This is a genomic window from Citrobacter sp. BIDMC107 (genome assembly GCF_001037575.1).
GTDB classification, from domain to species: domain Bacteria; phylum Pseudomonadota; class Gammaproteobacteria; order Enterobacterales; family Enterobacteriaceae; genus Citrobacter; species Citrobacter freundii.
Map to the genome: position 1 here is coordinate 395,835 of NZ_KQ089849.1, position 21,689 is coordinate 417,523.

The 21,689-nt window shown below is 53.2% G+C and carries 20 protein-coding genes; 12 read left to right on the top strand and 8 right to left on the bottom strand.

Going from position 1 to position 21,689, the window contains the following annotated elements; genetic code table 11:
* Genes SK39_RS22775 through patD form a run of 4 tightly spaced genes read left to right on the top strand, consistent with a single transcriptional unit; the run spans nt 1 to nt 4,207 of the window.
* Nucleotides 1-1,017 carry an ABC transporter ATP-binding protein gene (locus SK39_RS22775; RefSeq protein WP_048217545.1) on the top strand — a complete coding sequence of 339 codons (1,017 nt, stop codon included), beginning with the start codon at nt 1-3 and terminating at the stop codon, nt 1,015-1,017.
* Nucleotides 1,018-1,962 carry an ABC transporter permease gene (locus tag SK39_RS22780; RefSeq protein ID WP_003843727.1) on the top strand — a complete coding sequence of 315 codons (945 nt, stop codon included), beginning with the start codon at nt 1,018-1,020 and terminating at the stop codon, nt 1,960-1,962.
* The gene (locus SK39_RS22785; RefSeq protein WP_003020204.1) at nt 1,952-2,758 is read left to right on the top strand and encodes an ABC transporter permease; all 807 of its coding nucleotides are present in this window, start codon (nt 1,952-1,954) and stop codon (nt 2,756-2,758) included. Before SK39_RS22780 ends, SK39_RS22785 begins: the two co-directional genes overlap by 11 nt.
* A 21-nt stretch (nt 2,759-2,779) precedes the next feature.
* Nucleotides 2,780-4,207 carry an aminobutyraldehyde dehydrogenase gene (gene patD / locus SK39_RS22790; RefSeq protein ID WP_048217546.1) on the top strand — a complete coding sequence of 476 codons (1,428 nt, stop codon included), beginning with the start codon at nt 2,780-2,782 and terminating at the stop codon, nt 4,205-4,207.
* A gap of 193 nt (nt 4,208-4,400) precedes the next feature.
* Here patD and SK39_RS22795 read toward each other — a convergent pair whose 3' ends face one another.
* The gene (locus SK39_RS22795) at nt 4,401-5,528 is read right to left on the bottom strand and encodes a multidrug effflux MFS transporter (RefSeq protein WP_016150278.1); all 1,128 of its coding nucleotides are present in this window, start codon (nt 5,526-5,528) and stop codon (nt 4,401-4,403) included.
* A gap of 101 nt (nt 5,529-5,629) precedes the next feature.
* Between SK39_RS22795 and SK39_RS22800 the strand changes: the two genes are divergently transcribed.
* Nucleotides 5,630-6,409, top strand: a complete 780-nt coding sequence (locus SK39_RS22800; RefSeq protein ID WP_048217571.1) for an AraC family transcriptional regulator — start codon at nt 5,630-5,632, stop codon at nt 6,407-6,409.
* Nucleotides 6,410-6,529: 120 nt separating this feature from the next.
* Here the strand turns inward: SK39_RS22800 and yncL are convergent, their stop codons facing one another.
* A complete protein-coding gene (yncL, locus tag SK39_RS26475) occupies nt 6,530-6,625 on the bottom strand; it encodes a stress response membrane protein YncL (RefSeq protein ID WP_071524268.1) in 96 nt (31 codons plus the stop codon).
* Nucleotides 6,626-6,817: 192 nt separating this feature from the next.
* On the opposite strand from yncL, the gene SK39_RS26480 reads away from it, so the two are divergent.
* Complete coding sequence (locus SK39_RS26480) at nt 6,818-6,991, top strand: GhoT/OrtT family toxin (protein ID WP_003020198.1); 174 nt, start codon at nt 6,818-6,820, stop codon at nt 6,989-6,991.
* Between the two features lie 19 nt (nt 6,992-7,010).
* Here SK39_RS26480 and SK39_RS22805 read toward each other — a convergent pair whose 3' ends face one another.
* The 3 genes from SK39_RS22805 to SK39_RS22815 are packed head-to-tail and all read right to left on the bottom strand — an operon-like array spanning nt 7,011 to nt 13,475.
* Nucleotides 7,011-9,173, bottom strand: coding sequence for a virulence factor SrfC family protein (locus SK39_RS22805; RefSeq protein WP_048217547.1), 2,163 nt, complete (start codon nt 9,171-9,173; stop codon nt 7,011-7,013).
* Nucleotides 9,170-12,151 carry a virulence factor SrfB gene (locus tag SK39_RS22810; protein ID WP_032935685.1) on the bottom strand — a complete coding sequence of 994 codons (2,982 nt, stop codon included), beginning with the start codon at nt 12,149-12,151 and terminating at the stop codon, nt 9,170-9,172. Before SK39_RS22810 ends, SK39_RS22805 begins: the two co-directional genes overlap by 4 nt.
* 4 nt (nt 12,152-12,155) lie before the next feature.
* Entirely contained in the window at nt 12,156-13,475 is a 1,320-nt protein-coding gene (locus tag SK39_RS22815) for an SrfA family protein (protein ID WP_048217548.1), read from the bottom strand.
* Nucleotides 13,476-13,757: 282 nt separating this feature from the next.
* Between SK39_RS22815 and SK39_RS22820 the strand changes: the two genes are divergently transcribed.
* Together SK39_RS22820 and SK39_RS22825 are read left to right on the top strand one after the other, a co-directional pair.
* Nucleotides 13,758-15,356, top strand: coding sequence for an ABC transporter substrate-binding protein (locus SK39_RS22820; RefSeq protein ID WP_003836160.1), 1,599 nt, complete (start codon nt 13,758-13,760; stop codon nt 15,354-15,356).
* 17 nt (nt 15,357-15,373) lie between these two features.
* Nucleotides 15,374-15,607 (top strand): YdcY family protein, encoded by a 234-nt coding sequence (locus SK39_RS22825; RefSeq protein ID WP_003020183.1) that lies wholly within the window; start codon nt 15,374-15,376, stop codon nt 15,605-15,607.
* A gap of 60 nt (nt 15,608-15,667) precedes the next feature.
* Here SK39_RS22825 and SK39_RS22830 read toward each other — a convergent pair whose 3' ends face one another.
* Nucleotides 15,668-16,117: a DMT family transporter gene (locus SK39_RS22830; protein ID WP_048217549.1), complete on the bottom strand. Its 450-nt coding sequence runs from the start codon at nt 16,115-16,117 to the stop codon at nt 15,668-15,670.
* Complete coding sequence (locus SK39_RS22835) at nt 16,114-16,632, bottom strand: GNAT family N-acetyltransferase (protein ID WP_003836165.1); 519 nt, start codon at nt 16,630-16,632, stop codon at nt 16,114-16,116. Before SK39_RS22835 ends, SK39_RS22830 begins: the two co-directional genes overlap by 4 nt.
* Nucleotides 16,633-16,669: 37 nt before the next feature.
* Here SK39_RS22835 and SK39_RS22840 point away from each other — a divergent pair, with 37 nt between their 5' ends.
* The 4 genes from SK39_RS22840 to SK39_RS22855 all read left to right on the top strand — a co-directional run bounded on the left by SK39_RS22840 (nt 16,670) and on the right by SK39_RS22855 (nt 20,023).
* On the top strand, nt 16,670-17,245 hold the full coding sequence (locus tag SK39_RS22840; RefSeq protein WP_003020168.1) for a helix-turn-helix domain-containing protein: 576 nt from the start codon (nt 16,670-16,672) through the stop codon (nt 17,243-17,245).
* A 58-nt stretch (nt 17,246-17,303) separates the two neighbouring features.
* Nucleotides 17,304-18,338, top strand: a complete 1,035-nt coding sequence (locus SK39_RS22845; RefSeq protein WP_046670711.1) for an NADP-dependent oxidoreductase — start codon at nt 17,304-17,306, stop codon at nt 18,336-18,338.
* A gap of 264 nt (nt 18,339-18,602) precedes the next feature.
* Nucleotides 18,603-19,664, top strand: a complete 1,062-nt coding sequence (gene yncE / locus SK39_RS22850; protein WP_044710801.1) for a 7-bladed beta-propeller protein YncE — start codon at nt 18,603-18,605, stop codon at nt 19,662-19,664.
* Nucleotides 19,665-19,801: 137 nt separating this feature from the next.
* Nucleotides 19,802-20,023, top strand: coding sequence for a YgdI/YgdR family lipoprotein (locus SK39_RS22855; protein WP_048217550.1), 222 nt, complete (start codon nt 19,802-19,804; stop codon nt 20,021-20,023).
* A 41-nt stretch (nt 20,024-20,064) separates the two neighbouring features.
* Here SK39_RS22855 and ansP read toward each other — a convergent pair whose 3' ends face one another.
* Complete coding sequence (ansP, locus tag SK39_RS22860) at nt 20,065-21,507, bottom strand: L-asparagine permease (protein WP_003843715.1); 1,443 nt, start codon at nt 21,505-21,507, stop codon at nt 20,065-20,067.
* Nucleotides 21,508-21,689: the final 182 nt, after the last annotated feature.

Sequence of the window (21,689 nt, forward strand, 5' to 3'; positions counted from 1 at the left end):
ATGACGTACGCAGTGGAGTTTCATAACGTCTCGCGTTTGTATGGGGATGTTCGTGCAGTGGATGGGGTGAGTATTGCGATTAACGACGGTGAGTTTTTCTCTATGCTGGGGCCATCCGGCTCCGGCAAGACCACCTGTCTGCGCCTGATTGCCGGGTTTGAGCAACTGTCAGGCGGCGCGATCACTATTTTTGGTAAACAGGCCAGCGAATTACCGCCCTGGGAACGGGACGCCAATACGGTATTTCAGGATTACGCGTTATTCCCGCACATGTCGATCCTCGACAACGTCGCCTATGGGCTGATGGTTAAAGGCATTGATAAAAAACAACGCCACGCGAAAGCACGTGAAGCACTGGATAAGGTCGCACTCGGTTTTGTTTATGAACGTAAACCGTCGCAGCTTTCCGGTGGGCAACGTCAGCGTGTGGCTATTGCCCGGGCGCTGGTCAATGAACCGCGCGTCCTGCTGTTGGATGAACCGCTCGGGGCATTGGATCTCAAACTGCGTGAGCAGATGCAACTGGAGCTGAAAAAATTACAGCAATCCCTTGGCATCACCTTCATCTTTGTCACCCACGATCAGGGTGAAGCCCTGTCGATGTCCGATCGGGTGGCGGTGTTTAATAACGGTCGCATCGAACAGGTGGATTCTCCGCGTGAACTTTACATGCGTCCGCGGACGCCGTTTGTGGCAAGTTTCGTCGGAACGTCAAATGTCTTTGATGCGACGATGTCGGCGAACGTTTGTGGGCTACAGGGTATGTTCTCCCTACGTCCCGAACACATTCGCTTGAATGATGCCGGAGGAGAAGTCCAGGCCCGGGGTGTTATTCAGGCGGTGCAGTATCAGGGGGCGGCGACGCGGTTTGAGCTGAAACTTGCCGGAGGGGAAAAACTGCTGGTTAGCCAGGCGAACCTGACGGGAGAAATGCTACCGTCAACGTTGTCGCCGGGTCAGCAGGTGATGGCATCATGGTCCCGCGACGTGATGGTACCGCTGGTTGAGGAGAGGTGAATGGCTATGAACGTCTTACATTCGCCTCCACAGTCGACAAGCCTGAACCGGATCTCAGGTTACTTCTGGCGTAATCCGGGGATGGGGCTGTTTTTGCTGCTCCTTGGACCACTGATGTGGTTTGGCATTGTCTACTTCGGCTCATTACTGACGCTGTTGTGGCAAGGTTTTTATACCTTCGACGATTTCACTATGTCGGTCACGCCGGACCTGACGCTGGCGAATTTGCAGGCGCTGTTTAATCCTGCTAACTACGACATCATTTTGCGTACCCTGACGATGGCGGTGGCGGTCACCATTGCCAGCGCGATTCTGGCGTTTCCGATGGCGTGGTATATGGCGCGCTATACCAGCGGCAAAATGAAAGCCTTTTTTTACATTGCCGTAATGTTGCCAATGTGGGCCAGCTACATCGTTAAAGCCTATGCGTGGACGCTGCTGTTAGCTAAAGACGGTGTGGCGCAGTGGTTTTTAACCCATCTTGGGCTGGAGCCGCTACTGCTTTCGTTCCTGACGCTGCCTGCGGTAGGTGGCAATACGTTGTCAACTTCAGGCTTAGGGCGCTTTCTGGTGTTCGTCTACATCTGGCTGCCGTTTATGATCCTGCCGGTACAGGCCGCACTGGAGAGACTTCCGCCGTCACTGTTACAGGCCTCCGCTGATTTGGGCGCGCGTCCGCGTCAAACCTTCCGCTATGTGGTCCTTCCGCTGGCAATACCCGGTATCGCTGCGGGATCTATCTTTACCTTCTCTCTGACGTTGGGCGACTTTATCGTGCCACAGTTGGTGGGACCACCAGGCTATTTCATCGGCAACATGGTGTATTCGCAACAAGGGGCGATCGGCAATATGCCGATGGCGGCGGCATTTACTCTGGTGCCGATTGTGTTAATCGCACTGTATCTGGCGTTCGTGAAGCGTCTGGGAGCTTTCGATGCACTCTGAACGCGCGCCCTGGTTACTCAAACTGGCGGCATGGGGCGGGGTTATTTTCCTGCACTTTCCCATCCTCATCATCGCCACCTATGCTTTTAATACTGAGGAGGCTGCTTTTAGTTTTCCACCGCAGGGATTAACGCTGAAGTGGTTTAGCGTTGCGGCGCAGCGTAGCGATATCCTGGAGTCTGTGACGTTGTCACTTAAGATCGCTGCGTTGTCGACCGCTATTGCCCTTGTTCTGGGGACGCTGGCCGCGGCCGCGCTGTGGCGTAGGGACTTTTTTGGCAAAAGTGCAATATCGCTGTTGCTACTGTTGCCGATCGCGCTGCCGGGCATTATTACCGGCCTTGCGCTGTTGACGGCGTTTAAAACCATCAACCTGGAACCGGGTTTTCTCACGATCGTAGTGGGCCATGCGACGTTTTGCGTGGTGGTGGTGTTTAACAACGTTGTGGCGCGTTTTCGCCGTACCTCATGGAGTCTGGTTGAAGCGTCTATGGATCTTGGTGCCAACGGCTGGCAAACCTTTCGTTACGTCGTGCTGCCCAATCTGGCATCGGCACTACTGGCGGGCGGGATGCTGGCGTTTGCCTTGTCGTTTGATGAAATCATCGTGACAACGTTCACCGCCGGACATGAAAGAACACTTCCTCTGTGGCTGCTCAATCAATTGGGCCGTCCACGGGATGTGCCGGTCACCAACGTTGTGGCATTGCTGGTAATGCTGGTGACAACACTGCCAATTTTAGGGGCCTGGTGGCTAACGCGTGAAGGCGACACTCTCGCCGGAAACGGTAAATAAACGACGATATGGGAAATTGCTATGCAACATCAATTACTGATTAATGGCGAGCTGGTCAACGGTGAAGGTGAAAAGCAGCCAGTCTATAACCCTGCCACTGGTGAACTCATTCTGGAGATTGCTGAGGCGTCAGCCATGCAGGTTGATGCCGCGGTGCGTGCGGCAGACACCGCGTTTGCCTCCTGGGGGCAAACCACGCCGAAAGTCCGCTCTGAACTGCTGCTGAAACTGGCGGACGCTATTGCCGATAACGCGCAAACCTTCGCTGAGCTGGAATCACTTAACTGCGGTAAGCCACTGCACTGTGTCCTTAACGATGAAATTCCAGCTATTGTCGACGTTTTTCGCTTCTTTGCCGGGGCTGCACGAACTCTGCAAGGACAGGCGGCTGGAGAGTATCTGGAAGGACATACGTCGATGATTCGCCGTGATCCGCTCGGCGTGGTGGCCTCTATTGCACCGTGGAACTATCCGCTGATGATGGCGGCGTGGAAGCTGGCTCCGGCGTTGGCAGCGGGAAACTGTGTGGTAATTAAACCATCAGAAATTACCCCGCTGACGGCGCTTAAATTGGCCGAATTTGCCAAAGATATTTACCCGGCTGGCGTTATCAACGTCCTGTTTGGTCGCGGTAAAACGGTGGGCGATCCGCTGACCGGCCATGAAAAAGTCCGCATGGTTTCTCTGACTGGCTCCATTGCAACCGGTGAACACATTATTCAGCACACCGCGCCGTCAATTAAGCGCACACATATGGAACTGGGCGGCAAAGCTCCGGTGATCATTTTTGATGATGCCGATCTGGATGCGGTAGTGAGCGGCGTGCGGACCTTTGGTTATTACAATGCCGGGCAAGACTGTACCGCCGCTTGTCGAATCTATGCCCAAAAAGGCATTTATGACGCGTTGGTTGAGAAACTCGGCGCCGCGGTTGCCAGCCTGAAAATTGGTGCGCCGAACGACGAATCGACGGAACTGGGACCGGTAAGCTCGCAGGCACATCTTGATCGCGTGACTAAAGCAGTCGATGAGGCCAAAGCCCTAAGGCATATCAAAGTTATCACCGGCGGCAAGAAAGTGGATGGCGCAGGCTACTACTTTGCCCCAACGCTGCTGGCCGGGGCGAAGCAAGAAGATGCCATCGTGCAGCGGGAAGTTTTCGGCCCGGTGGTCAGCGTGACCGTATTTGATGATGAAGACCAGGTGCTGGCGTGGGCAAATGATTCGAAATACGGACTGGCATCTTCCGTCTGGACCCGGGATGTTGGGCGTGCGCATCGCTTTAGCGCTCGCCTGCAATATGGTTGCACTTGGGTCAACACCCATTTCACGCTGGTTAGCGAGATGCCGCACGGTGGGCAAAAACAGTCTGGGTATGGCAAGGATATGTCGGTTTATGGGCTGGAAGATTACACTATTGTTCGCCATGTCATGATCAAGCATGAGTAATCTTTTAAGCGCGAGCGGTAAATGGGGCACGGATAGCTAAATATCGGCAAACGTGTGTCTATACTATTCGCGCCACTGGCCTCGTCGCCATCGGACGGCGGTAAGTTGGAAATATCCGCGAGGTCAGGCTAATTGATAAAATAAAGCCCCAGCATATTGCCGGGGCTTTGTGCTTTCAGGAGCGCCATCGGGTTTATCTGCGGCCCAGGCTGCAAAGCCAGGCGAGTAGGGCACAGACGCTCAGAACTAGCCCCAGTTGTTGCACCATGCCTGCAAATCCCAGCATCATTCCCAGCAACAGGTAATAGCTTAATCCAAACAATGCCCCCGCGGCTCCGGCCTGTTCACGATAATGACGCAGCGCCTGACTCAGCACATTGGGAATGGCGATACCATAGGCAATCACCACGCCGAACACCGGAATCAGGATCCACGCAGAGTGCTGTAAGCACCACGCTACGAGACCTGACAACGCTGCCAGCGCACAGGCATAACGTACCAGTTGTTCCGGCGTCAGACCTGTCGTTAACAGTCTTTGGTTCAGCAGGCTACCCGACAGAGAAGCAAACGCAAGTAGCAACCCCGTCAAGCCAAAGGCTCTGGAGCTCCATCCCAATTGCCCAAAAAGAAACGGCGCCAGGCTGTAATAGCTAAACAGCATGGTGTTCAGTAGAGCAACCAGTATGGCGTTTTTCCACAGCTCATAGTCACGCGCCATGCGGGAGAGTAGCGCAGCAAGCCTTGGTCTGAGCGTATGTTCGGGCCGGGTTTCTGGCAGCATGGTCACGGTCAGCATCAGCAGTAGCAGCGCCAGCAGCACAAGGGCAATAAATACCCCGGTATGACCATACAAACTGACCAACCATCCTCCGCTTAGCAGACCGAAAACCGGACTCAATGCCAACGCGGCACCCATCACAGAAAAGACGCGGGATAGCGCAGTTGATTCATAGCTGTCCCTTAGCATGGTCTGTACCACTACAGATCCGGCAGCAGCTCCAATGGCCGAGACCATCCGTGCCAGCAGCAGAACGCTGAAATCAGTGGCAACAACGGCCATGAGGGAACCCGTGGCGTAGCACAGGAGTCCAGCCATCATCGCCCGGCGTCGCCCGATGCAGTCGCTCAGCCATCCCCACATCGCCACGCCGACGGCGAAGGCAACAAAATAAACGGAGAGTGTTTGAGCCGCGCGCTCACTGCTGACGTGATAAGACGTCGCAATACCTGGCAATGCCGGGCTGTAAATGGTTTCCACCAGTTGTGGAAACATAATCAGGAATGTGAGAAGCCACAGCGGCGGTCGATGAAATGTGTTCATAGCAATATCCAGAGAAACAGAAAACAGGTGGGCATTATTGCTGAAAGGAAAATGTCGCGTTACCATTATCAGGACTATAAATGTCAGATATCGGACAGAAGATGAAAATTGCCCCAGATGATGCTTTTGATGCGGACAGCTTTGATAAACCGGTAATCGGGATTGCTTCCGAGATGGGCGTACACGATTCAGGACGGCACAGCCATCTTCGTCATCAGCTACTTTATTCGGCAGCGGGAAGCATTACGATTGAGCTGGAACAGGCGTTGTGTCTGCTACCGCCACGTCGTGCGGTCTGGATCCCAGCCGGTACGGTACATCGCGCCATAATGCGCGGCGTGATGGCTTATCGTTCTTTGTACTTCTCAACCACGTTGCCGTTATCTGATTTACCGCTGCAGATAGTCGACGTTAACCCTCTCTTTTTTGAGGTGATAGAACGTATGTCTTTCTGGCCATGGGATATGCCAGCCGCGAAGCAGGCCAGCCTCATCACCGTTTTTTGTGAGGAAATACGCGCCGCCCGCAGTGAAAACTGGACGTTGCAGTTTCCCTCAGATCCGCGGTTGAACGTGTGGCTAGAGGGATTACGTATGGGCGAACTCCCACCGCGACTGAATCAATTGTCCCGACGGGTTGGGGCATGTGAGAGAACAATCGGTCGAATATTTACCCGGGATACCGGGATGAATTATCAGAACTGGCGGCAGCAATTCAGGTTGCTAAAAGCCATGGAGATGCTGGCGGATGGATGCCCTATTAGCCAGGTGGCGCAATATCTGGAGTTTGTCAGCGACAGCGCTTTTATCGCGTTCTTCCATCAACATACCGGCACAACGCCGAGCCGTTATTCGGGCAATATAATGCCGCAGAAGGATTAGGGACATTACATACTAAGGATAATTTACCCGGCGGCGGGAGAGTGGGAAGATCGTGCACTAATGGCAGAGAGAAGTCCCTCTCTGCCAACGGACGCTGCAATTAATCAAACAAGAACCACATCAAGCAAACCAGCCGAACCTTGCGGAAATCAGACTGAAAAGTCCTACAGCAGCAAATATATTTATCAGCACCACCGTTTTACTGGAAACATTCATTTGTGCCACCTTTCGTTTTAACCCATATGGGTATAGTACGGGTTATAACTATCCGCAATAGTACGAATTCTGAACATAATGAAAATGGGTTGTTTTACAGCCACTTTTCTTAAATTAATTAATAAAACTTGATGTGGGTCATGAAAAAGAGCATATTGCGCGCGATTTCACCTTTCGGCCCGGATGCCTTACATGTCTCTGTACCAAAAAATGTTGGTTTTTTATGCGGTGATGGCCGTTATCACGGCAATCATCACCTGGTTTCTTTCCCGCGATAAAAAGCGAATTCGCTTTCTCAGCGCGGTATTAGTCGGTGCGACCTGGCCGATGAGTTTTCCCGTCGCGTTAATGTTCTCTCTCTTCTGATGACGGCGTAAACGCCGCTTCAGGCGGAAAGCAGGGCATCCAATCGCTTTTTGTCGACTTCGCTGACATCCTGTGGATGCTGATACCCCACGTTCTCATTCGCACGGGTATACAAAGCGACCAGCCAGTCGTATACGTAGCGGCTTGCGCCGTGCGAAGGTTGTTCATCCAGCTTCGTCAGGCGTAACATCGGCTGTTGCTTCGGCGCGCTAAAAATAGCCGATCCTTTCTGGATCCTGCTGGCAGGGCGCTGATCCTCAGCAACGTCGGCAAATCCAAGCCAGGTAATAAAATCACCGATATCGGCGTATAGCTGCGCGGCACAGACGTTTTCGCGCTGCATAATGCGCTGTAAGCGTTGCGGCATCTCCAGGCGATAGCTGGTGGTGACGAGGATGTCGGCAACCTGCCTTAACGTACGGGGATCGAGTCGTAAACGGCGGGCATTATTTTCATCGCGACACCACTGGCGCACGTGGTTAATCCACATTTTGTGAGCCTGATATCCGGTCTCCTGGCTTTCCGGTGAGTGCATTGTGTCACGCACCTCGGCAAACAGGTCAATCTCTTCATTAAATAAACCACTTACCTGCTCCTCGCGCGGTTGCTGAATACGCAGCAGCGACTCAAAAATGCGCATCGGCGGGAGCAAACCATCCAGCAGTTCGCCATGCTTTGCCGCCTGAGCCTGTAGCTGGCGGATCACTGACTCATTGCTTGCTGATTCGGTCTCAACGGGATTAATCCAGCCGATTAGGGTTTCGCGTACGCGCTGCTGGTGCTGTTCTCGCAGGGAGGTCAGCCTGGCCTGGCGCTGCTGTGGTGAGGTTGCCTGAGTCAACCATTCGACGAGGCGTTGTAAGCTGTGTTTATCCAGCGCCTGCAGCGTGCCCCAGTGCAGTCCGGGTTTGCCCATTAATTGCTGCACGGATTCGTCAAGATTTTGCTGGGTACTAAAACGCGCATCCTGCGGGGTAATGGCCCAGACCACGCCTGGCAATGCGGCGTCGTGGACGGGTTGAGTATCGTTAACCCAGCCCAATAGCTTGCAGGTGATGGCGGGCGTCTGGGCGCGGGTAGAGACAGCGTTGCAGATTAAGAGCACATCCGGTTGCAGGTGCTGGCGATAATGTTCCAGCATCCAGCCTAATTTTGCCTGCCACAGTGGATGCGGATGAGTATCCGGGGCGAGGGGAATATCGAGCAGATCGACATTCTCCAGCACTGCGTCTTCAACAGTCAGGATCAGTTCGCGCGTGAGCAGCGCCAGTGACGACAAAGAAAGGCTAACTGCATTGAGCAACTGATGATTTTCAATCGGATGAACCACCACATCGCTTTGCGCCTCATTATTGCCTGTTAATGCCACCTGGGTCAGGAAACTTTCGGCAGGTAAACCAAAATGATCAACCAGCAGACTCAGCGGGGCCGCTAATTCTTGCGCGTGTCCGGTTTGTTGCAACGTGTGCGCCAGAGTCAGCCACTGCTGCGTCAGCTCTGGTTGTTCTCCCCACAGTAGTGCCCAGGCGTTTGCCCGGGTAGTCAGATCCAGTGCGGGCAGCAACGTGGCAAACTGGTGCCATAGCGCATCGTCAATTTGCTGCTGGTTTGCCGGTACGCAGGAGCGCCAGAAACGACCGATTGCCGCAACATCATGTGCGGTAATGCCCGGCACAGGGTGACGCTGACGCAGCGTTTGCCATTTTTCCAGGCGCGCCTCAATAATCGATTTCTCGACCTGCCGGTTATCCGGGAGCGCGCTGAACTGGGCGATAAATAGCTGTACCAGTTCCGCTTCACTGAGTAACCGCAGACGCAACGGCCATTCGCTATCATGCGGATTTTCATCGCGCGTAAAGCGGATCGCCATATTGGTTGGCGCATGGCCAGGATTAATATGCGAGAAATAATCAAAGCTGCGATCCGGGGTAACAATATTCACTTTGCCAGTGGCATTGCTGCACAATGCCGCAAGCAGATGTGCTTTTGCCGATTGTGAATGTCCGTATAACCCTATACATCCTTGCGATGAAAAGGTTGTCTCCAGCGCAGATTCACTCACTGCGGCTAGCGTAAGCTGTGCCAGCAGGGCATCCGCTTCATCATCAAGACGCGCCGCACGTTGACGGGTATCTACCACCCACTCGATGGCGGCCTGCGCGGTATTAAACATCTTACTCATTTCAGGTACACGCTCCCGCTATCGATCCAGTAATGGCTTCCGCTATGGCGACGGTCTGCCAGCGTATTCAGTTTTAACGTTAAGGCATTGGCGGCAACGGGGGTGCCATCCTGTAACCAGGCATCGCTCAGGACGAAGAATTCTGGGCCACTTTCTTTGCTGCCGCCGCGTAGCTGCAGCCGTACATTCAACACGCCATCTCCGGCGATGGTTTTTGCCAGTTCGGCGGAATTTATGCTGAGCGTATACAGCGGCGTGGCAGGCCAGCGGCTGTTTGCCAGTTGCCGGAATCCTAACGTCACGTTGCCACGTAACGGGAAGTGCAACCGGGCATCCAGCTTCGCACCGGGTTTATCCAGATCAATATCGTGATACCAGATGTTCTCATCGCGCAGGGTATTGACCGTGTTATCCAGTACGCCAAGATAACGTACGGTCGAGTAAGCGCCGATATCGGCAGCTTTAAAGTTAAAACGCGGCAAACGCAAATCCAGCGCCAGGCTGCACAGCATGGCGCCGACTGCCGCGGTGGATTTGGGATTACCAATCCGCCCTTGTTGGCTGAACGGATACCACTCATGCACGCGGTAGTTATCCATCCAGATCATACGGTTAACCGGAACAGGTTGCAGATGGCGGATCAACGCCTGCACGCCCGGTAAACAGGCGGGCCTGCCGGTCACTAATAAAATATCGCAGCGATAATGTGAAATAGCCTCACAAACCGCGTGCAGCGGGGAAGTCAGGGTAAATTGCCCCGCTAACAGAGCTTCTTGTAACTGCCTGAACTGTACCTGCAACGGCACGCTCAGAACATCAAACGCTGGCGAACCTGCTGGCAACGCATGGTCGATAGCCTGCTGGATGTAGTTCATCACGTTGCGCGTTGGTCGTTGGCTCAGGAGTTCTCCGAATGTGGCATGCAGACCAGCGACCGGATCGTTAATATCGCTTTGTTCCCAGGCACTGAGTACCGCATGACCGAGCGGCATAAAGAGCTGCAATGCCGTTTGTTGACGCAAAATCGCCTGGGTATCGATGCGACCGGAATCGCCAAACAGCGTGGCCAGTAATGCAGCGGCATCGGTCACGCCAGCCTGTTGTAAGCGGGTTTGCAGCGCAGGCAACACGCAACGCTGAATCACGTCCAGAAGCATGTCATCGCCTGCCACCTTAAAACCCTCACGGAACAGCAAATGCGGAGTAATTTTAACGTTCGCGCCGACGCCGTCATCAAGCTGATAATGGACGACGGCCATATCCGTTGTCCCGCCGCCAATGTCGATCGATGCCACGCGCAGCGCACGGCCTTTAGTCTCACCGGGTTCCGGCAAACGGTCCGGGCGGGCAAGGGCGTTAAAGAATGATTCGGTGTGGCCATCGTAGTGAGAGATAGCCTCGTTATACAGCCACACCAGTTGCCCGCAGCTGGCTTCATCCCATTCCATCTGAATTTCAGGTACGGGAACCACACTCTTTTCCTGCTGTTTACGGGTAGTGAAGTCTTCATCCTGCGGGTGCCAGCCCATTGCTTTCCAGACCAGGGCAATAGCTTCAAACATGCGCAGGCGGAAAATCTCGCGTTCCTGTTTGGGCATCGCCGACGGTAGGGTCAGGATCAGCGTCCGTAACTGACGAGGAGATGCCGGGAATCCGAGGCGCAAACGCGTCGCTACGCTGTTAATTTGCCCCAGCGCCTGGGCCAGTATTTCGCATAACATATGCGTCATCAGCGTACTGCGGCTGTATTGCGGTGAGAATACCGGCAGACGATCGTCCTGCGGCAGGCTGAACAGCGGTTGCCCGTCATCGTTCATCAGGTTCATCAGTGGGAAGGCGGTAGCCAGCGGTTCGCGCTGGGTTTTTCCATTCATCTGGCTAAAGCGCCAGTCATGTAACACCGGCGTTTCATCCCACAGATAACGGCGCGGGCTGGAGATCCCACTATTGCCCTCGGTGCCCATACGCTGCATTGCCAGCTTACGGGCTTCATCACCCACACGCACAATCGACGGCCAGATAAAGGCGTCATCACGCCCGCTCTCAACGGAAAAATGCTGCTTACCAAAGCGCGCTTCGGAAAACTCCAGCCGGCTGGTGAACAGCGGATCGTTGAGGAACTGCGGCTCGCTTAACGAACGGACCTGCAATTCAGCGGTCTGACGCAGCCCGTCATTGGCATCCCCGTGATCTTCAATCAGGACGCCACAGGTATGGGTATTACCGATATCTAAAATAAGATCGACGGGAATAGCGGGTGTGCTAAGGGTATGCGTAACCAGTTTCACTTCCGGGACAGAAAGCTGCTCGCCTAACAGAGTCAGCACATTCAGCCAGTGCGCCTGGTATTCAAAGTTACGCAGCGCCAGTTGGATCTCTTGTTCTGAGCGATTCTCATGTTGGGTGACATGGTGCATAAAAGATTCGCGCAACCAGCCGTCAATCCAGGTCTGGTCAAGGAAATCAGCAATTTCATTGTCATGCCAGGCCAGCGCGAATCGTGTCCCGTTGAGCAGGTCGTTCTCATTAGGCGTTAACGCTGCAGGGGCATTTTCAGTGAGCTGGCTATCCAGCGCCACGGTAACGCGGTGGGTGTTGCCCGCGCTGTCGGGTTGCGCCAGTTTTCGTACCTGCACGCGCGCCCAGTTATCCGGGCCTTCAACAAACGTGCGCGGTGGGTTAAAGCGCAGAAACGGCAGCGGCAGCCAGACACCGTCGAGGACATCCAGCGAATAATGCAGCGTCTGGGTACTTTCCGGCTTCACCACTTCGGGCTGACCGCCAGTGCTGCCAGGCAAGGTATAGCGACCCGTTGCCAGATCGAAATCCAGCCGTAGCAGGGGACCGTTTGCCGTTTTGCGCACAAAGCGGCCATGGTGTGCAGATTCCTGCGGCGTCAGGCCAAAATCCAGGAATTGAACACCGCTATTGGCGATGAGCGTCACGCTCTGCTTGTAATCACACAGATTCACCAACATAGAATCAGGCACCTATCTTTTTGATTGTCAGAGGGATTTCCGCGTGATCGTCATAACGCGCGGTACAGGCGGCGACGTCGTTGGTTCCCGCTTTGCAGGTAATTTCAGGCATCGGATAACGTGACCCGTCTGTACAACGGGCATTGCCGCGACTCTTAATCATTAATTCACCCGACTGGTGCAAACCGGAGAAAATCTCGGCACGACAAACAATATTGTCACCATGAACCACGCGAGCAGTGCCTTTATTAGCCTGGATCTGATAGCGCAGCGACGGCGCTTTGCCGCTCACCGGATCTTTAACATCGACCAGGACGCGCCAGTTACCATTGAGGAAACGCGTCGTTCCTGCCTTCATCTGATTGGCATCCATCACCAGCGCATCTTTTGGAATCGCGGCGATCACCACCGGTCCTTCTACAGGTTTCTCTTTCTTCGCAGCTGGAGTCACTTCAGCACGATGCAAAGGCAGAGCAGATGCCAGTGCTGGCAGCGGTGCCATATCAATCTTAACGACTTCAACAGCGGCGGCTGCGGGTACGGGCTGGGTGGTCTGTTGCTTCCACAGCAGCGGCCCAACGATGGCGGCAATGATGACTGCGGCAACGGGCAGGCTCCACAGAGGCAGGCGGCGCGCAGGTTTCTCTTGTGCCAGCGGCGGTGTAACCTCCGGTTCGTTAACTATAACCGGTGGCTGTGGTTCAGGTTCAGGTTCAGGTTCAGCCGGTTTAGCCAGCTCGACGACTGGCGTCAATAAAGGCGCATCAGCCTCGGCGAAGGTGATTTCCGGGGGGATTTCTTCTTCCTGTTCCGGCTCTGCTACGGTAACGACAGGAGGAATATCGGCAAGTCGCAGGCAATCGAGCACATCGTCGCGGGGATTTTCATTCAGATTGACGAAGCCCCAGAACGTAATAACGGGTTTGCCATCAACCAGAAACACGTGGTTTTCACCGGGAAACTGGATGGCTTTTTCGAGCAGAGAGCCAAACAGCTGTAGGGAGGTTTTTCCCGACTGCAGGCTTTTACGGCTCAAAGCCGCCGCATTTTCCAGCGTGCTTCCCAGATAGCGCAGCGCACGAAAACGTGCTTCTTCATCAGCGGCTTTCCACGCCACGGCTTTCCCTTCTATCGGGGAATACCAGTCAACCCGATCGCCGTTGTCGTTAATTTGTGGGATCGCCAAACAATCCACCATCGCCTGCTGTTTACGCAGACGAAGCGTTTCACGAATTTGCAATGCTGAATCAAACACGGCCTGACCACCGCCGCCCACGGCCTGATAGTCATCCAAATTGCCGCTGCGCAAGAGAGTTTTTGCCACGTTGTTACCCCTTAGACTTCTTCACGTATCTACTTTACGTTTTATAAAAACGAGCAAACGGAGAAAGAGAGGCAAAAAGGGGCTAATTTTCATGGCATAGAGTGCCGGGAAAAATCTTGACGTTTTGAAAAAGACTTAAGGGAAATTAATTCGCTTAGGGTGATGAATTATTCAGCGAAATACACCTGATTAGAATAACCTGATAGTGATTTGTTATTGGTCAGTTTTTGTCAGCTATGCTCTGATATCTCGGTTAATAATAAAATAAGAAGGCTTATAACCATGATTGCAAGGAAAACGTTACTCGCGCTGGCTCTCAGCACCGTCATACCGTCAGGCGTTGCGTTCGCGGCCAATACTGACACCATCATCTATTGTTCTGAAGCATCGCCGGAGTCATTTAACCCGCAAATTGCCAGTTCCGGTCCCTCATTTGTGGCCAGTTCACAAGTGCTCTACAACCGACTCATCAACTTTGATCCGGTAAAGAATACCCCGGTACCATCTCTGGCAACGGACTGGACGATTTCTCCCGACGGTAAGACTTACACCTTTACCCTGCGTCAAGGCGTGAAATTCAACAGTAATAAATTCTTTAAACCGACCCGCGACTTCAACGCTGACGACGTGATTTTCTCGGTATTACGGCAGAAGGATGCCGATCATCCGTATCACAAGGTTTCTCAGGGAAGCTATGAATACTTTAACGATGTCGGTCTGGATAAACTGATTAAAGAAGTTAAGAAGCTCGATGATTATCACGTTCAGTTTGTCCTGAATGAACCTAATGCTGCGTTTCTTGCCGACTGGGGAATGGATTTTGCCTCGATTCTCTCTGCGGAATATGCCGACGCGATGCTGAAAAAAGGTACACCGGAAAACGTCGACAACTGGCCTATTGGCACCGGGCCTTACGTGCTGCAGCAGTACAAGCAGGACTCGCAAATCCGCTATCTTGCCAACCCTAACTACTGGGATGGCGCCGTTCCAACGAAACACCTGATCTTCTCAATCACGCCAAACGTCCAGACGCGGCTGGCAAAACTGCAAACCAATGAATGCCAAATAATCCCAGCACCTGCGCCCGTACAGTTTGACGAGATTAAAAAGAATAAAGATTTGACGCTGCATTCGGTTGACGCGCTGAACGTTGGATATCTGGCGTTTAATACCGAGAAAAAACCGTTTGATAACGTACTGGTGCGTCAGGCTTTGAACTACGCAACGGACAAAAAGGCCATTATTAACGCTGTCTTTTTAGGTTCTGGTACGGTGGCAAAATCGCCGATCCCACCGAATATGCTGGGGTTCAATAAAGATCTGCAGGATTACGCTTACGACCCGCAAAAAGCGAAAGACCTACTGAAGCAGGCTGGGCTGGAAAATGGCTTTGAAGCGACGCTGTGGTCAATGCCGGTCCAGCGCCCATACAACCCGAACTCCCGACGGATTGCCGAGATGATCCAGAGCGACTGGGCAAAGGTGGGCGTGAAGGCGAAAATTGTATCGTATGAGTGGGGTGAATATCTCTCCGGAATGCGTAAAGGTGAGCATGACACCGCGTTGTTTGGTTGGATGTCAGACAACGGCGATCCGGATAACTTCGCGGATGTGCTGCTGGGCTGCGACAGCATAAAAACCGGATCTAACGCCGCGCGCTGGTGCGATAAAGAGTATAATTCGCTGGTTGAAAAGGCGAAACTGGTGAGCAAACCGGAAGAGCGCGCCGCGCTTTACCAGCAGTCACAAGAGATTTTCTACCAGCAGGCTCCTTGGATAGCCCTGGCAAACGGTAAAACGTTCTACGCTACGCGTAGCAACGTCAGCGGATACAGCGTTAGCCTGATGGGCAGTGATTTTTCAAAAGCAAAATTAAATTAATGAGTTAAGGAGAGGTTATGTCGCATCTGGATGAGGTCAGCGCACGTGTTGATGCCGCCATTGAGGAGAGCGTCATTACGCATATGAATGAATTGCTGATTGAGCTCAGCGATGATGTCGCGTTGAGCCGGGAAGACCGCTATACCCAGCAACAGCGTTTGCGTACGGCTATCGCCCATCATGGCCGTCAGCATAAAGAAGATATGGAAGCCCGTCGCGAACAGTTGACCAAAGGCGGCACTATTCTTTGATATTTCCTCGCCGGATCTTATCCGGCCTACAGGCGCGTTCTGTAGGTCGGATAAGCACAATTAAAACGAACGTCTCGCCACCAGCCATGCCCCGACCACCAACATTACCGCGCCACAGATTGGGCCCATCAGCGCCCGTAGAGGCACGCCGTGACTACGTAGAATATCCAGTATCAGTCCCCCGATAAGCTGGCTGGCAACCAGTACCGCAATCGTCGTGGCAGCGCCTACATTTTGATATCCACTAATGCTGGCGAAAACAAAGAACGATCCCAACAAGCCGGGGATGAGTGTCCACCAGCGTATGCTGGAAACCAATTCACCAAACCCTGCTAAACCTTGCTTAAACCACAATATGCTGACAAACAGCACGATCCCGACCAGCGAGTTAAGTAACATGGCGATAAGGATCGTCGAGGACGTCTGCGTGATGCGTACCATCAAGGTATTTTGCACCACCAGACCAATACCAGCGGCAATCAGAAAGGAGAGGGTCAGCGTCTGGTTCATCTAAGGGCATCCGGTTCGCGGCGATCGTCTAACTGCAACTGCATGAAGGTCAGATCCAGCCACCGCCCAAATTTGGTTCCAACCTGTGGCATTTGCGCGGTGGTTTTAAAGCCCAGCAAGCTGTGCAGATGCAGTGATGCCTGATTCTGAGACTCAATACCTGCCACCATTACATGCTTGCCGCATGCGCGGGCTTCGTCTATCAGTCTGCTGAGTAGTGCTCGTCCGAGTCCTTTTCCCTGATGTTCTGGATGGACATACACCGAATGTTCAACGGTATGGCGGAAGCCATCAAAGTTACGCCAGTCGCCAAAGGAGGCGTATCCCGTAACCACGCCATTCTCTTCACTCACCAGTACCGGATACCCCATCAATTGTCTGGATTCATACCAGGAAATACGGTTTTCGGCATCGACCGTTTGATCATTCCAGATAGCCGCCGTATGCAGTACCGCATGGTTGTAGATTTCTGCAATGGCGGCGCAGTCTTCTTTGCTAGCAAATCGAATTGACATGTTGAACCTCAGGGCTTGTTCACTATAGTATTACAATATGAATACTATTGAAGACAGCATAAATCAACGGATCAGTGCAAGAATTCGCATTGAGCGGGAATCTCGCGGTTGGTCACTCACGGAACTTGCCGAGCGCGCGGGCGTGTCGCGAGCCATGATCCATAAAATAGAACGCGGCGAGAGTAGTCCAACGGCGACGCTGCTGGGTAGACTTTCCGGTGCGTTTGGCATCAGCATGTCTACCCTGATTGCGCGGGCTGAAATGCAGGAGGGCAAGCTGCTGCGCTTCGCTGACCAGCCCGTCTGGCACGACCCGCAAAGCCACTATCTGCGCCGCCATGTTTCACCGCGCAGCGATCTACCTATCGATCTGGTGCAGATTGAATTACCCGCCGGAAGTGATATCCCGATGCCAGCTTCTTCCTATGTGCAGGCCAGACAACTTATCTGGTTACAGCAGGGGGAATTAGTTTTTGTGGAAGGGGACATACGCCATGAAATGCAGGCAGGTGATTGCCTGGAACTTGGCCCGCCGAATGACTGTCGGTTTATCAATGAAACCGCGAAACCCTGCGTTTACCTGGTTGTGCGGTTAAACCACGTCGTCAGCTAAATAGCAGGCGCAGACTGCTACTATTGATGGATTCATGCCAAAAGCAGAGGAGCACATCATGGGTCAACAGACTAATCGTAACCGTCGCTGGGTACTGGCTTCCCGTCCACATGGCGCGCCAGTCCCAGAGAACTTCCGTCTTGAAGAAGATGAGGTGGCATCCCCGGGCGAAGGCCAGGTTTTGCTGCGCACTGTTTATCTTTCCCTCGATCCCTACATGCGTGGCCGCATGAGCGATGAGCCATCTTACTCACCACCAGTAGAGATTGGTGGTGTTATGGTGGGTGGTACCGTAAGTCGCGTGGTGTCATCCCGCCATCCGGACTACCAGCCAGGCGAATGGGTATTGAGCTACAGCGGTTGGCAGGACTATGACATCTCCGACGGTAACGGACTGGTGAAGCTTGGCGCTCATCCCGAACATCCCTCCTGGGCGCTGGGTGTTATGGGTATGCCGGGGTTTACCGCTTATATGGGCCTGCTGGATATCGGTCAGCCGAAAGCGGGAGAAACGCTGGTGGTAGCCGCCGCAACCGGGCCGGTTGGCGCAACGGTTGGACAGATCGGTAAGCTTAAAGGCTGTCGGGTAATAGGTGTGGCTGGTGGGGCAGAGAAATGCCGACATGCCACAGAGGTGCTGGGCTTTGATGTTTGCCTCGATCACCACGCACAAGATTTTGCGCAACAACTGGCAAAAGCCTGCCCGCAAGGAATTGATATTTATTATGAAAACGTCGGCGGAAAAGTATTTGATGCCGTTCTGCCATTGCTCAATACTTCTGCGCGGATTCCGCTTTGTGGCCTGGTCAGTGGTTATAACGCAACGTCGCTTCCGACCGGACCTGACAGATTACCGCTGTTAATGGCAACCCTGCTGAAAAAGCGTATCCGGATGCAGGGTTTTATCATTGGTCAGGATTATGGTCACCGCATTCAGGAGTTTCAGCGGGAGATGGGGCGCTGGCTTAAAGAGGACAAAATCCACTACCGCGAGCAGGTGACCGACGGCCTGGAAAATGCGCCACAAATCTTTATCGGTCTGCTGACCGGCAAAAACTTCGGCAAGGTAGTTATTCGTCTTGCTGAGGATTGATGCGTAAGAGTGGAAGACGGTGAATGTCTGTAACCAGGCCTGCTTCGTACGAAATGTAGGTCTGGTAAAATGCCAATGACGTTATCTGGATGAAAAGCGATTATTCATGGAGAAAATGAGAAGGTTACAACCCGAAAGCAAATAAATACTCCACATTGAGATAAATAATGATTACTATTCTCATTCTTAAAAAGGCAAAACCATGATTTTGCTCATTGAAGCTATGTGAAGCAGTAACAAACGAATTTATCAAAGGGAGTCGTCATGTCTTTACGTCATCTGTTTTCACCGCGTCTGCGTGGTTCTTTACTGTTAGGTTCACTGCTCGTTGCATCATCTTTTACTACGCAGGCTGCAGAAGAACTGCTGCGCAAAGCCGTCGGTAAAGGCGCTTATGAAATGGCGTACAGCCAACAAGAGAACGCGCTGTGGCTGGCGACCTCACAGAGCCGCAAACTGGATACCGGCGGGGTGGTTTACCGCCTTGACCCGGTCACCCTCGAAGTGACTCAGGTGATTCATAACGATCTCAAACCGTTTGGTGCCACCATCAATAACGCCACGCAAACGCTGTGGTTCGGCAACACGGTAAATAGCGCGGTAACGGCGATGGATGCTAAAACGGGCGCGGTGAAAGGACGTCTGGTGCTGGATGCGCGTAAGCGTTCTGAAGATGTTCGCCCGCTGCAGCCGCGTGAGCTGGCCGCAGATGACGCCACTAACACGGTATACATTAGCGGTATTGGTAAAGAGAGCGTGATTTGGGTGGTGGACGGTGATGCCATTAAACTGAAGGACACCATTCAAAATACCGGCAAAATGAGCACCGCTCTGGCGGTCGACAGCAAGGCTAAGCGCCTGTACACCGCCAATGCGGACGGTGAATTCATTACCATCGATACCACCACCAACAAAATTCTCAGTCGCAAAAAACTGCTGGATGATGGGAAAGAGCATTTCTTTATCAACCTGAGCCTGGACACAGCGGGCAACCGTGCATTTGTCACCGACTCTAAAGCGGCGGAAGTGCTGGTAATCGACACCCGTAACGGCAACGTACTGGCAAAAGTCGCCGCGCCGGAATCCCTTGCCGTGCTGTTCAACCCGACGCGTAATGAAGCCTACGTGACTCATCGCCAGGCCGGTAAAGTGAGTGTGATCGACGCGAAAAGCTATAAAGTCGTCAAAACATTCGAGACCCCAACATTCCCGAATAGCCTGGCACTCTCTGCCGATGGTAAAATCCTGTACGTCAGCGTGAAACAGAAATCTACCCGTGAGCAGGAAGCTACCCAGCCGGACGATGTTATTCGTATTGCGCTGTAAAAAATCAGGAGGGGGAAACCCCTCCTGTCATTTCTCTAAACCCCACGATACGCCTCGTTACACCCCGCCAGTAGCCCGACCCACTTCAGGGACTTACACTACGCCCTCAACGGCTAACTGAATAACACGGGAATACCATGAAAAAGCCATTTATCTGTCTTTGTGCAGGCGTAATGCTGTTTACCCTGGCAGGATGCACCACTGATTACGTCATGACGACCAAAAGCGGACAAACCATTACCACCCAGGGTAAGCCAAAAGTGGATAAAGATACGGGAATGACCAGTTATACCGATCAGGATGGAAACGCGCGGGAAATTAACAGCAACGATGTAGCGCAGTTGATTGAAGCGAACTAAAAAAGAGGGCCTGAAGGGTTAACCTGTCAGGCCTTCAGCCATTACGGCGCGGTGCGGTGGATTTCCGCGACGCGCTTACGCACGCCGAACCAGCCTGCAACCAGCAGGATGGCAATCAACGGTAATGACGCGATAGTGTAGGTGCCGTTTGGATAGTCAAACGCCATCAACACCAGCACGCTCAACAGGAACACCAGGGTTAGCCACGAGGTAAACGGAGCGCCCGGCAGTTTAAAGCTAACGTCTGCCGTTTTACCTTCTTTTATGGCCCGGCGCAGACGCATCTGACAGACCATGATAAAGCCCCACGACGCAATAATGCCCAACGACGCGAAGTTCAACACGATCTCAAACACCTGCGACGGCACCAGATAGTTAAGAAATACCCCGACGACATAGACGACCAGCGTGGCGAGGATCCCCGCCCAGGGTACCTGTTGGCGGCTCATTTTAGCCATGAATTTCGGCGCCGATCCGCCCATCGACATGGAACGTAAAATACGTCCGGTGCAGTACAGCCCAGAGTTAAGGCTGGAAAGCGCCGCGGTGAGCACCACAATATTCATGATACTGCCGATATACGGCACGCCCAGTTTGGAGAAGAAGGTAACAAACGGGCTTTGCCCTGCCTGATAGGCATTCCACGGCAGTAACAGAACCAGCAGCACGACAGAACCCACATAGAACAGACCAATACGCCAGATAACGCTATTGATCGCTTTCGGCACCATGGTTTGTGGATCTTTGCATTCTCCAGCAGCGGTGCCCACCAGTTCAATGGAGGCAAACGCGAAAACCACCCCCTGAACCAGTACCAGCGCCGGCAGCAAGCCATGTGGGAAGAATCCACCGTTGTCGGTGATCAGGTGAAAACCCGTGGCGTTACCATCCAATGGCTTTCCAGTGCCTAAAAAGACGGTACCCACCACCAGGAAAATCACAATCGCCAACACTTTGACCAGTGCAAACCAAAACTCCATCTCCGCGAACCACTTCACGCCGATCATGTTCATGGTGCCGACAATGGCCAGCGCGCCGAGGGCGAATACCCACTGCGGTACATCACCAAATGCGCCCCAGTAATGCATATACAACGCCACCGCGGTGATATCGACAATGCCGGTCATCGCCCAGTTGATAAAGTACATCCAGCCAGCCACATAGGCGGCTTTCTCACCTAAAAATTCACGGGCATAGGAGACAAAGCTGCCGCTGGAAGGGCGATGTAAAACCAGTTCGCCAAGCGCGCGCAGTATAAAGAACGAAAAAATACCGCACACCAAATAAACCAGCGCCAAAGCAGGACCAGCCATCTGCAAGCGTGCGCCAGCCCCTAAAAACAACCCGGTACCAATTGCGCCGCCAATGGCGATCATCTGTACCTGTCGATTTCCCATCGCTTTGTGATACCCCTCTTCGTGGGCATTCAACCAGCGTCGTTTCGCCGCATGTTGTTCCGCGGCTTGCGTGTTGTTTGTGTTCATTACTTTTCCTGTTGACCTGACAAAAATACAAATCCTTTTTGCCGCACCTGCTGCGGCGAAAACAGCCTTACCCTTCATTGTGTTACGGGGGAAAACTGCCGGCCGAGCATCCTACATTCAATTGTTCGGTTCCGCAAAGCCCCGATAACAAGAATTCAGCATTTTTGTACAGCCTGCACTGG

Excerpts from the sequence above, each read along its gene's own strand:
- SK39_RS22775 (WP_048217545.1), top strand. The coding sequence starts at position 1 with ATGACGTACGCAGTGGAGTTTCATAACGTCTCGCGTTTGTATGGGGAT.
- SK39_RS22780 (WP_003843727.1), top strand. The coding sequence starts at position 1,018 with ATGGCTATGAACGTCTTACATTCGCCTCCACAGTCGACAAGCCTGAAC.
- SK39_RS22785 (WP_003020204.1), top strand. The coding sequence starts at position 1,952 with ATGCACTCTGAACGCGCGCCCTGGTTACTCAAACTGGCGGCATGGGGC.
- patD (WP_048217546.1), top strand. The coding sequence starts at position 2,780 with ATGCAACATCAATTACTGATTAATGGCGAGCTGGTCAACGGTGAAGGT.
- SK39_RS22795 (WP_016150278.1), bottom strand. The coding sequence starts at position 5,528 with ATGAACACATTTCATCGACCGCCGCTGTGGCTTCTCACATTCCTGATT.
- SK39_RS22800 (WP_048217571.1), top strand. The coding sequence starts at position 5,630 with ATGAAAATTGCCCCAGATGATGCTTTTGATGCGGACAGCTTTGATAAA.
- yncL (WP_071524268.1), bottom strand. The coding sequence starts at position 6,625 with ATGAATGTTTCCAGTAAAACGGTGGTGCTGATAAATATATTTGCTGCT.
- SK39_RS26480 (WP_003020198.1), top strand. The coding sequence starts at position 6,818 with ATGTCTCTGTACCAAAAAATGTTGGTTTTTTATGCGGTGATGGCCGTT.
- SK39_RS22805 (WP_048217547.1), bottom strand. The coding sequence starts at position 9,173 with ATGAGTAAGATGTTTAATACCGCGCAGGCCGCCATCGAGTGGGTGGTA.
- SK39_RS22810 (WP_032935685.1), bottom strand. The coding sequence starts at position 12,151 with ATGTTGGTGAATCTGTGTGATTACAAGCAGAGCGTGACGCTCATCGCC.
- SK39_RS22820 (WP_003836160.1), top strand. The coding sequence starts at position 13,758 with ATGATTGCAAGGAAAACGTTACTCGCGCTGGCTCTCAGCACCGTCATA.
- SK39_RS22825 (WP_003020183.1), top strand. The coding sequence starts at position 15,374 with ATGTCGCATCTGGATGAGGTCAGCGCACGTGTTGATGCCGCCATTGAG.
- SK39_RS22830 (WP_048217549.1), bottom strand. The coding sequence starts at position 16,117 with ATGAACCAGACGCTGACCCTCTCCTTTCTGATTGCCGCTGGTATTGGT.
- SK39_RS22835 (WP_003836165.1), bottom strand. The coding sequence starts at position 16,632 with ATGTCAATTCGATTTGCTAGCAAAGAAGACTGCGCCGCCATTGCAGAA.
- SK39_RS22840 (WP_003020168.1), top strand. The coding sequence starts at position 16,670 with ATGAATACTATTGAAGACAGCATAAATCAACGGATCAGTGCAAGAATT.
- SK39_RS22845 (WP_046670711.1), top strand. The coding sequence starts at position 17,304 with ATGGGTCAACAGACTAATCGTAACCGTCGCTGGGTACTGGCTTCCCGT.
- yncE (WP_044710801.1), top strand. The coding sequence starts at position 18,603 with ATGTCTTTACGTCATCTGTTTTCACCGCGTCTGCGTGGTTCTTTACTG.
- SK39_RS22855 (WP_048217550.1), top strand. The coding sequence starts at position 19,802 with ATGAAAAAGCCATTTATCTGTCTTTGTGCAGGCGTAATGCTGTTTACC.
- ansP (WP_003843715.1), bottom strand. The coding sequence starts at position 21,507 with ATGAACACAAACAACACGCAAGCCGCGGAACAACATGCGGCGAAACGA.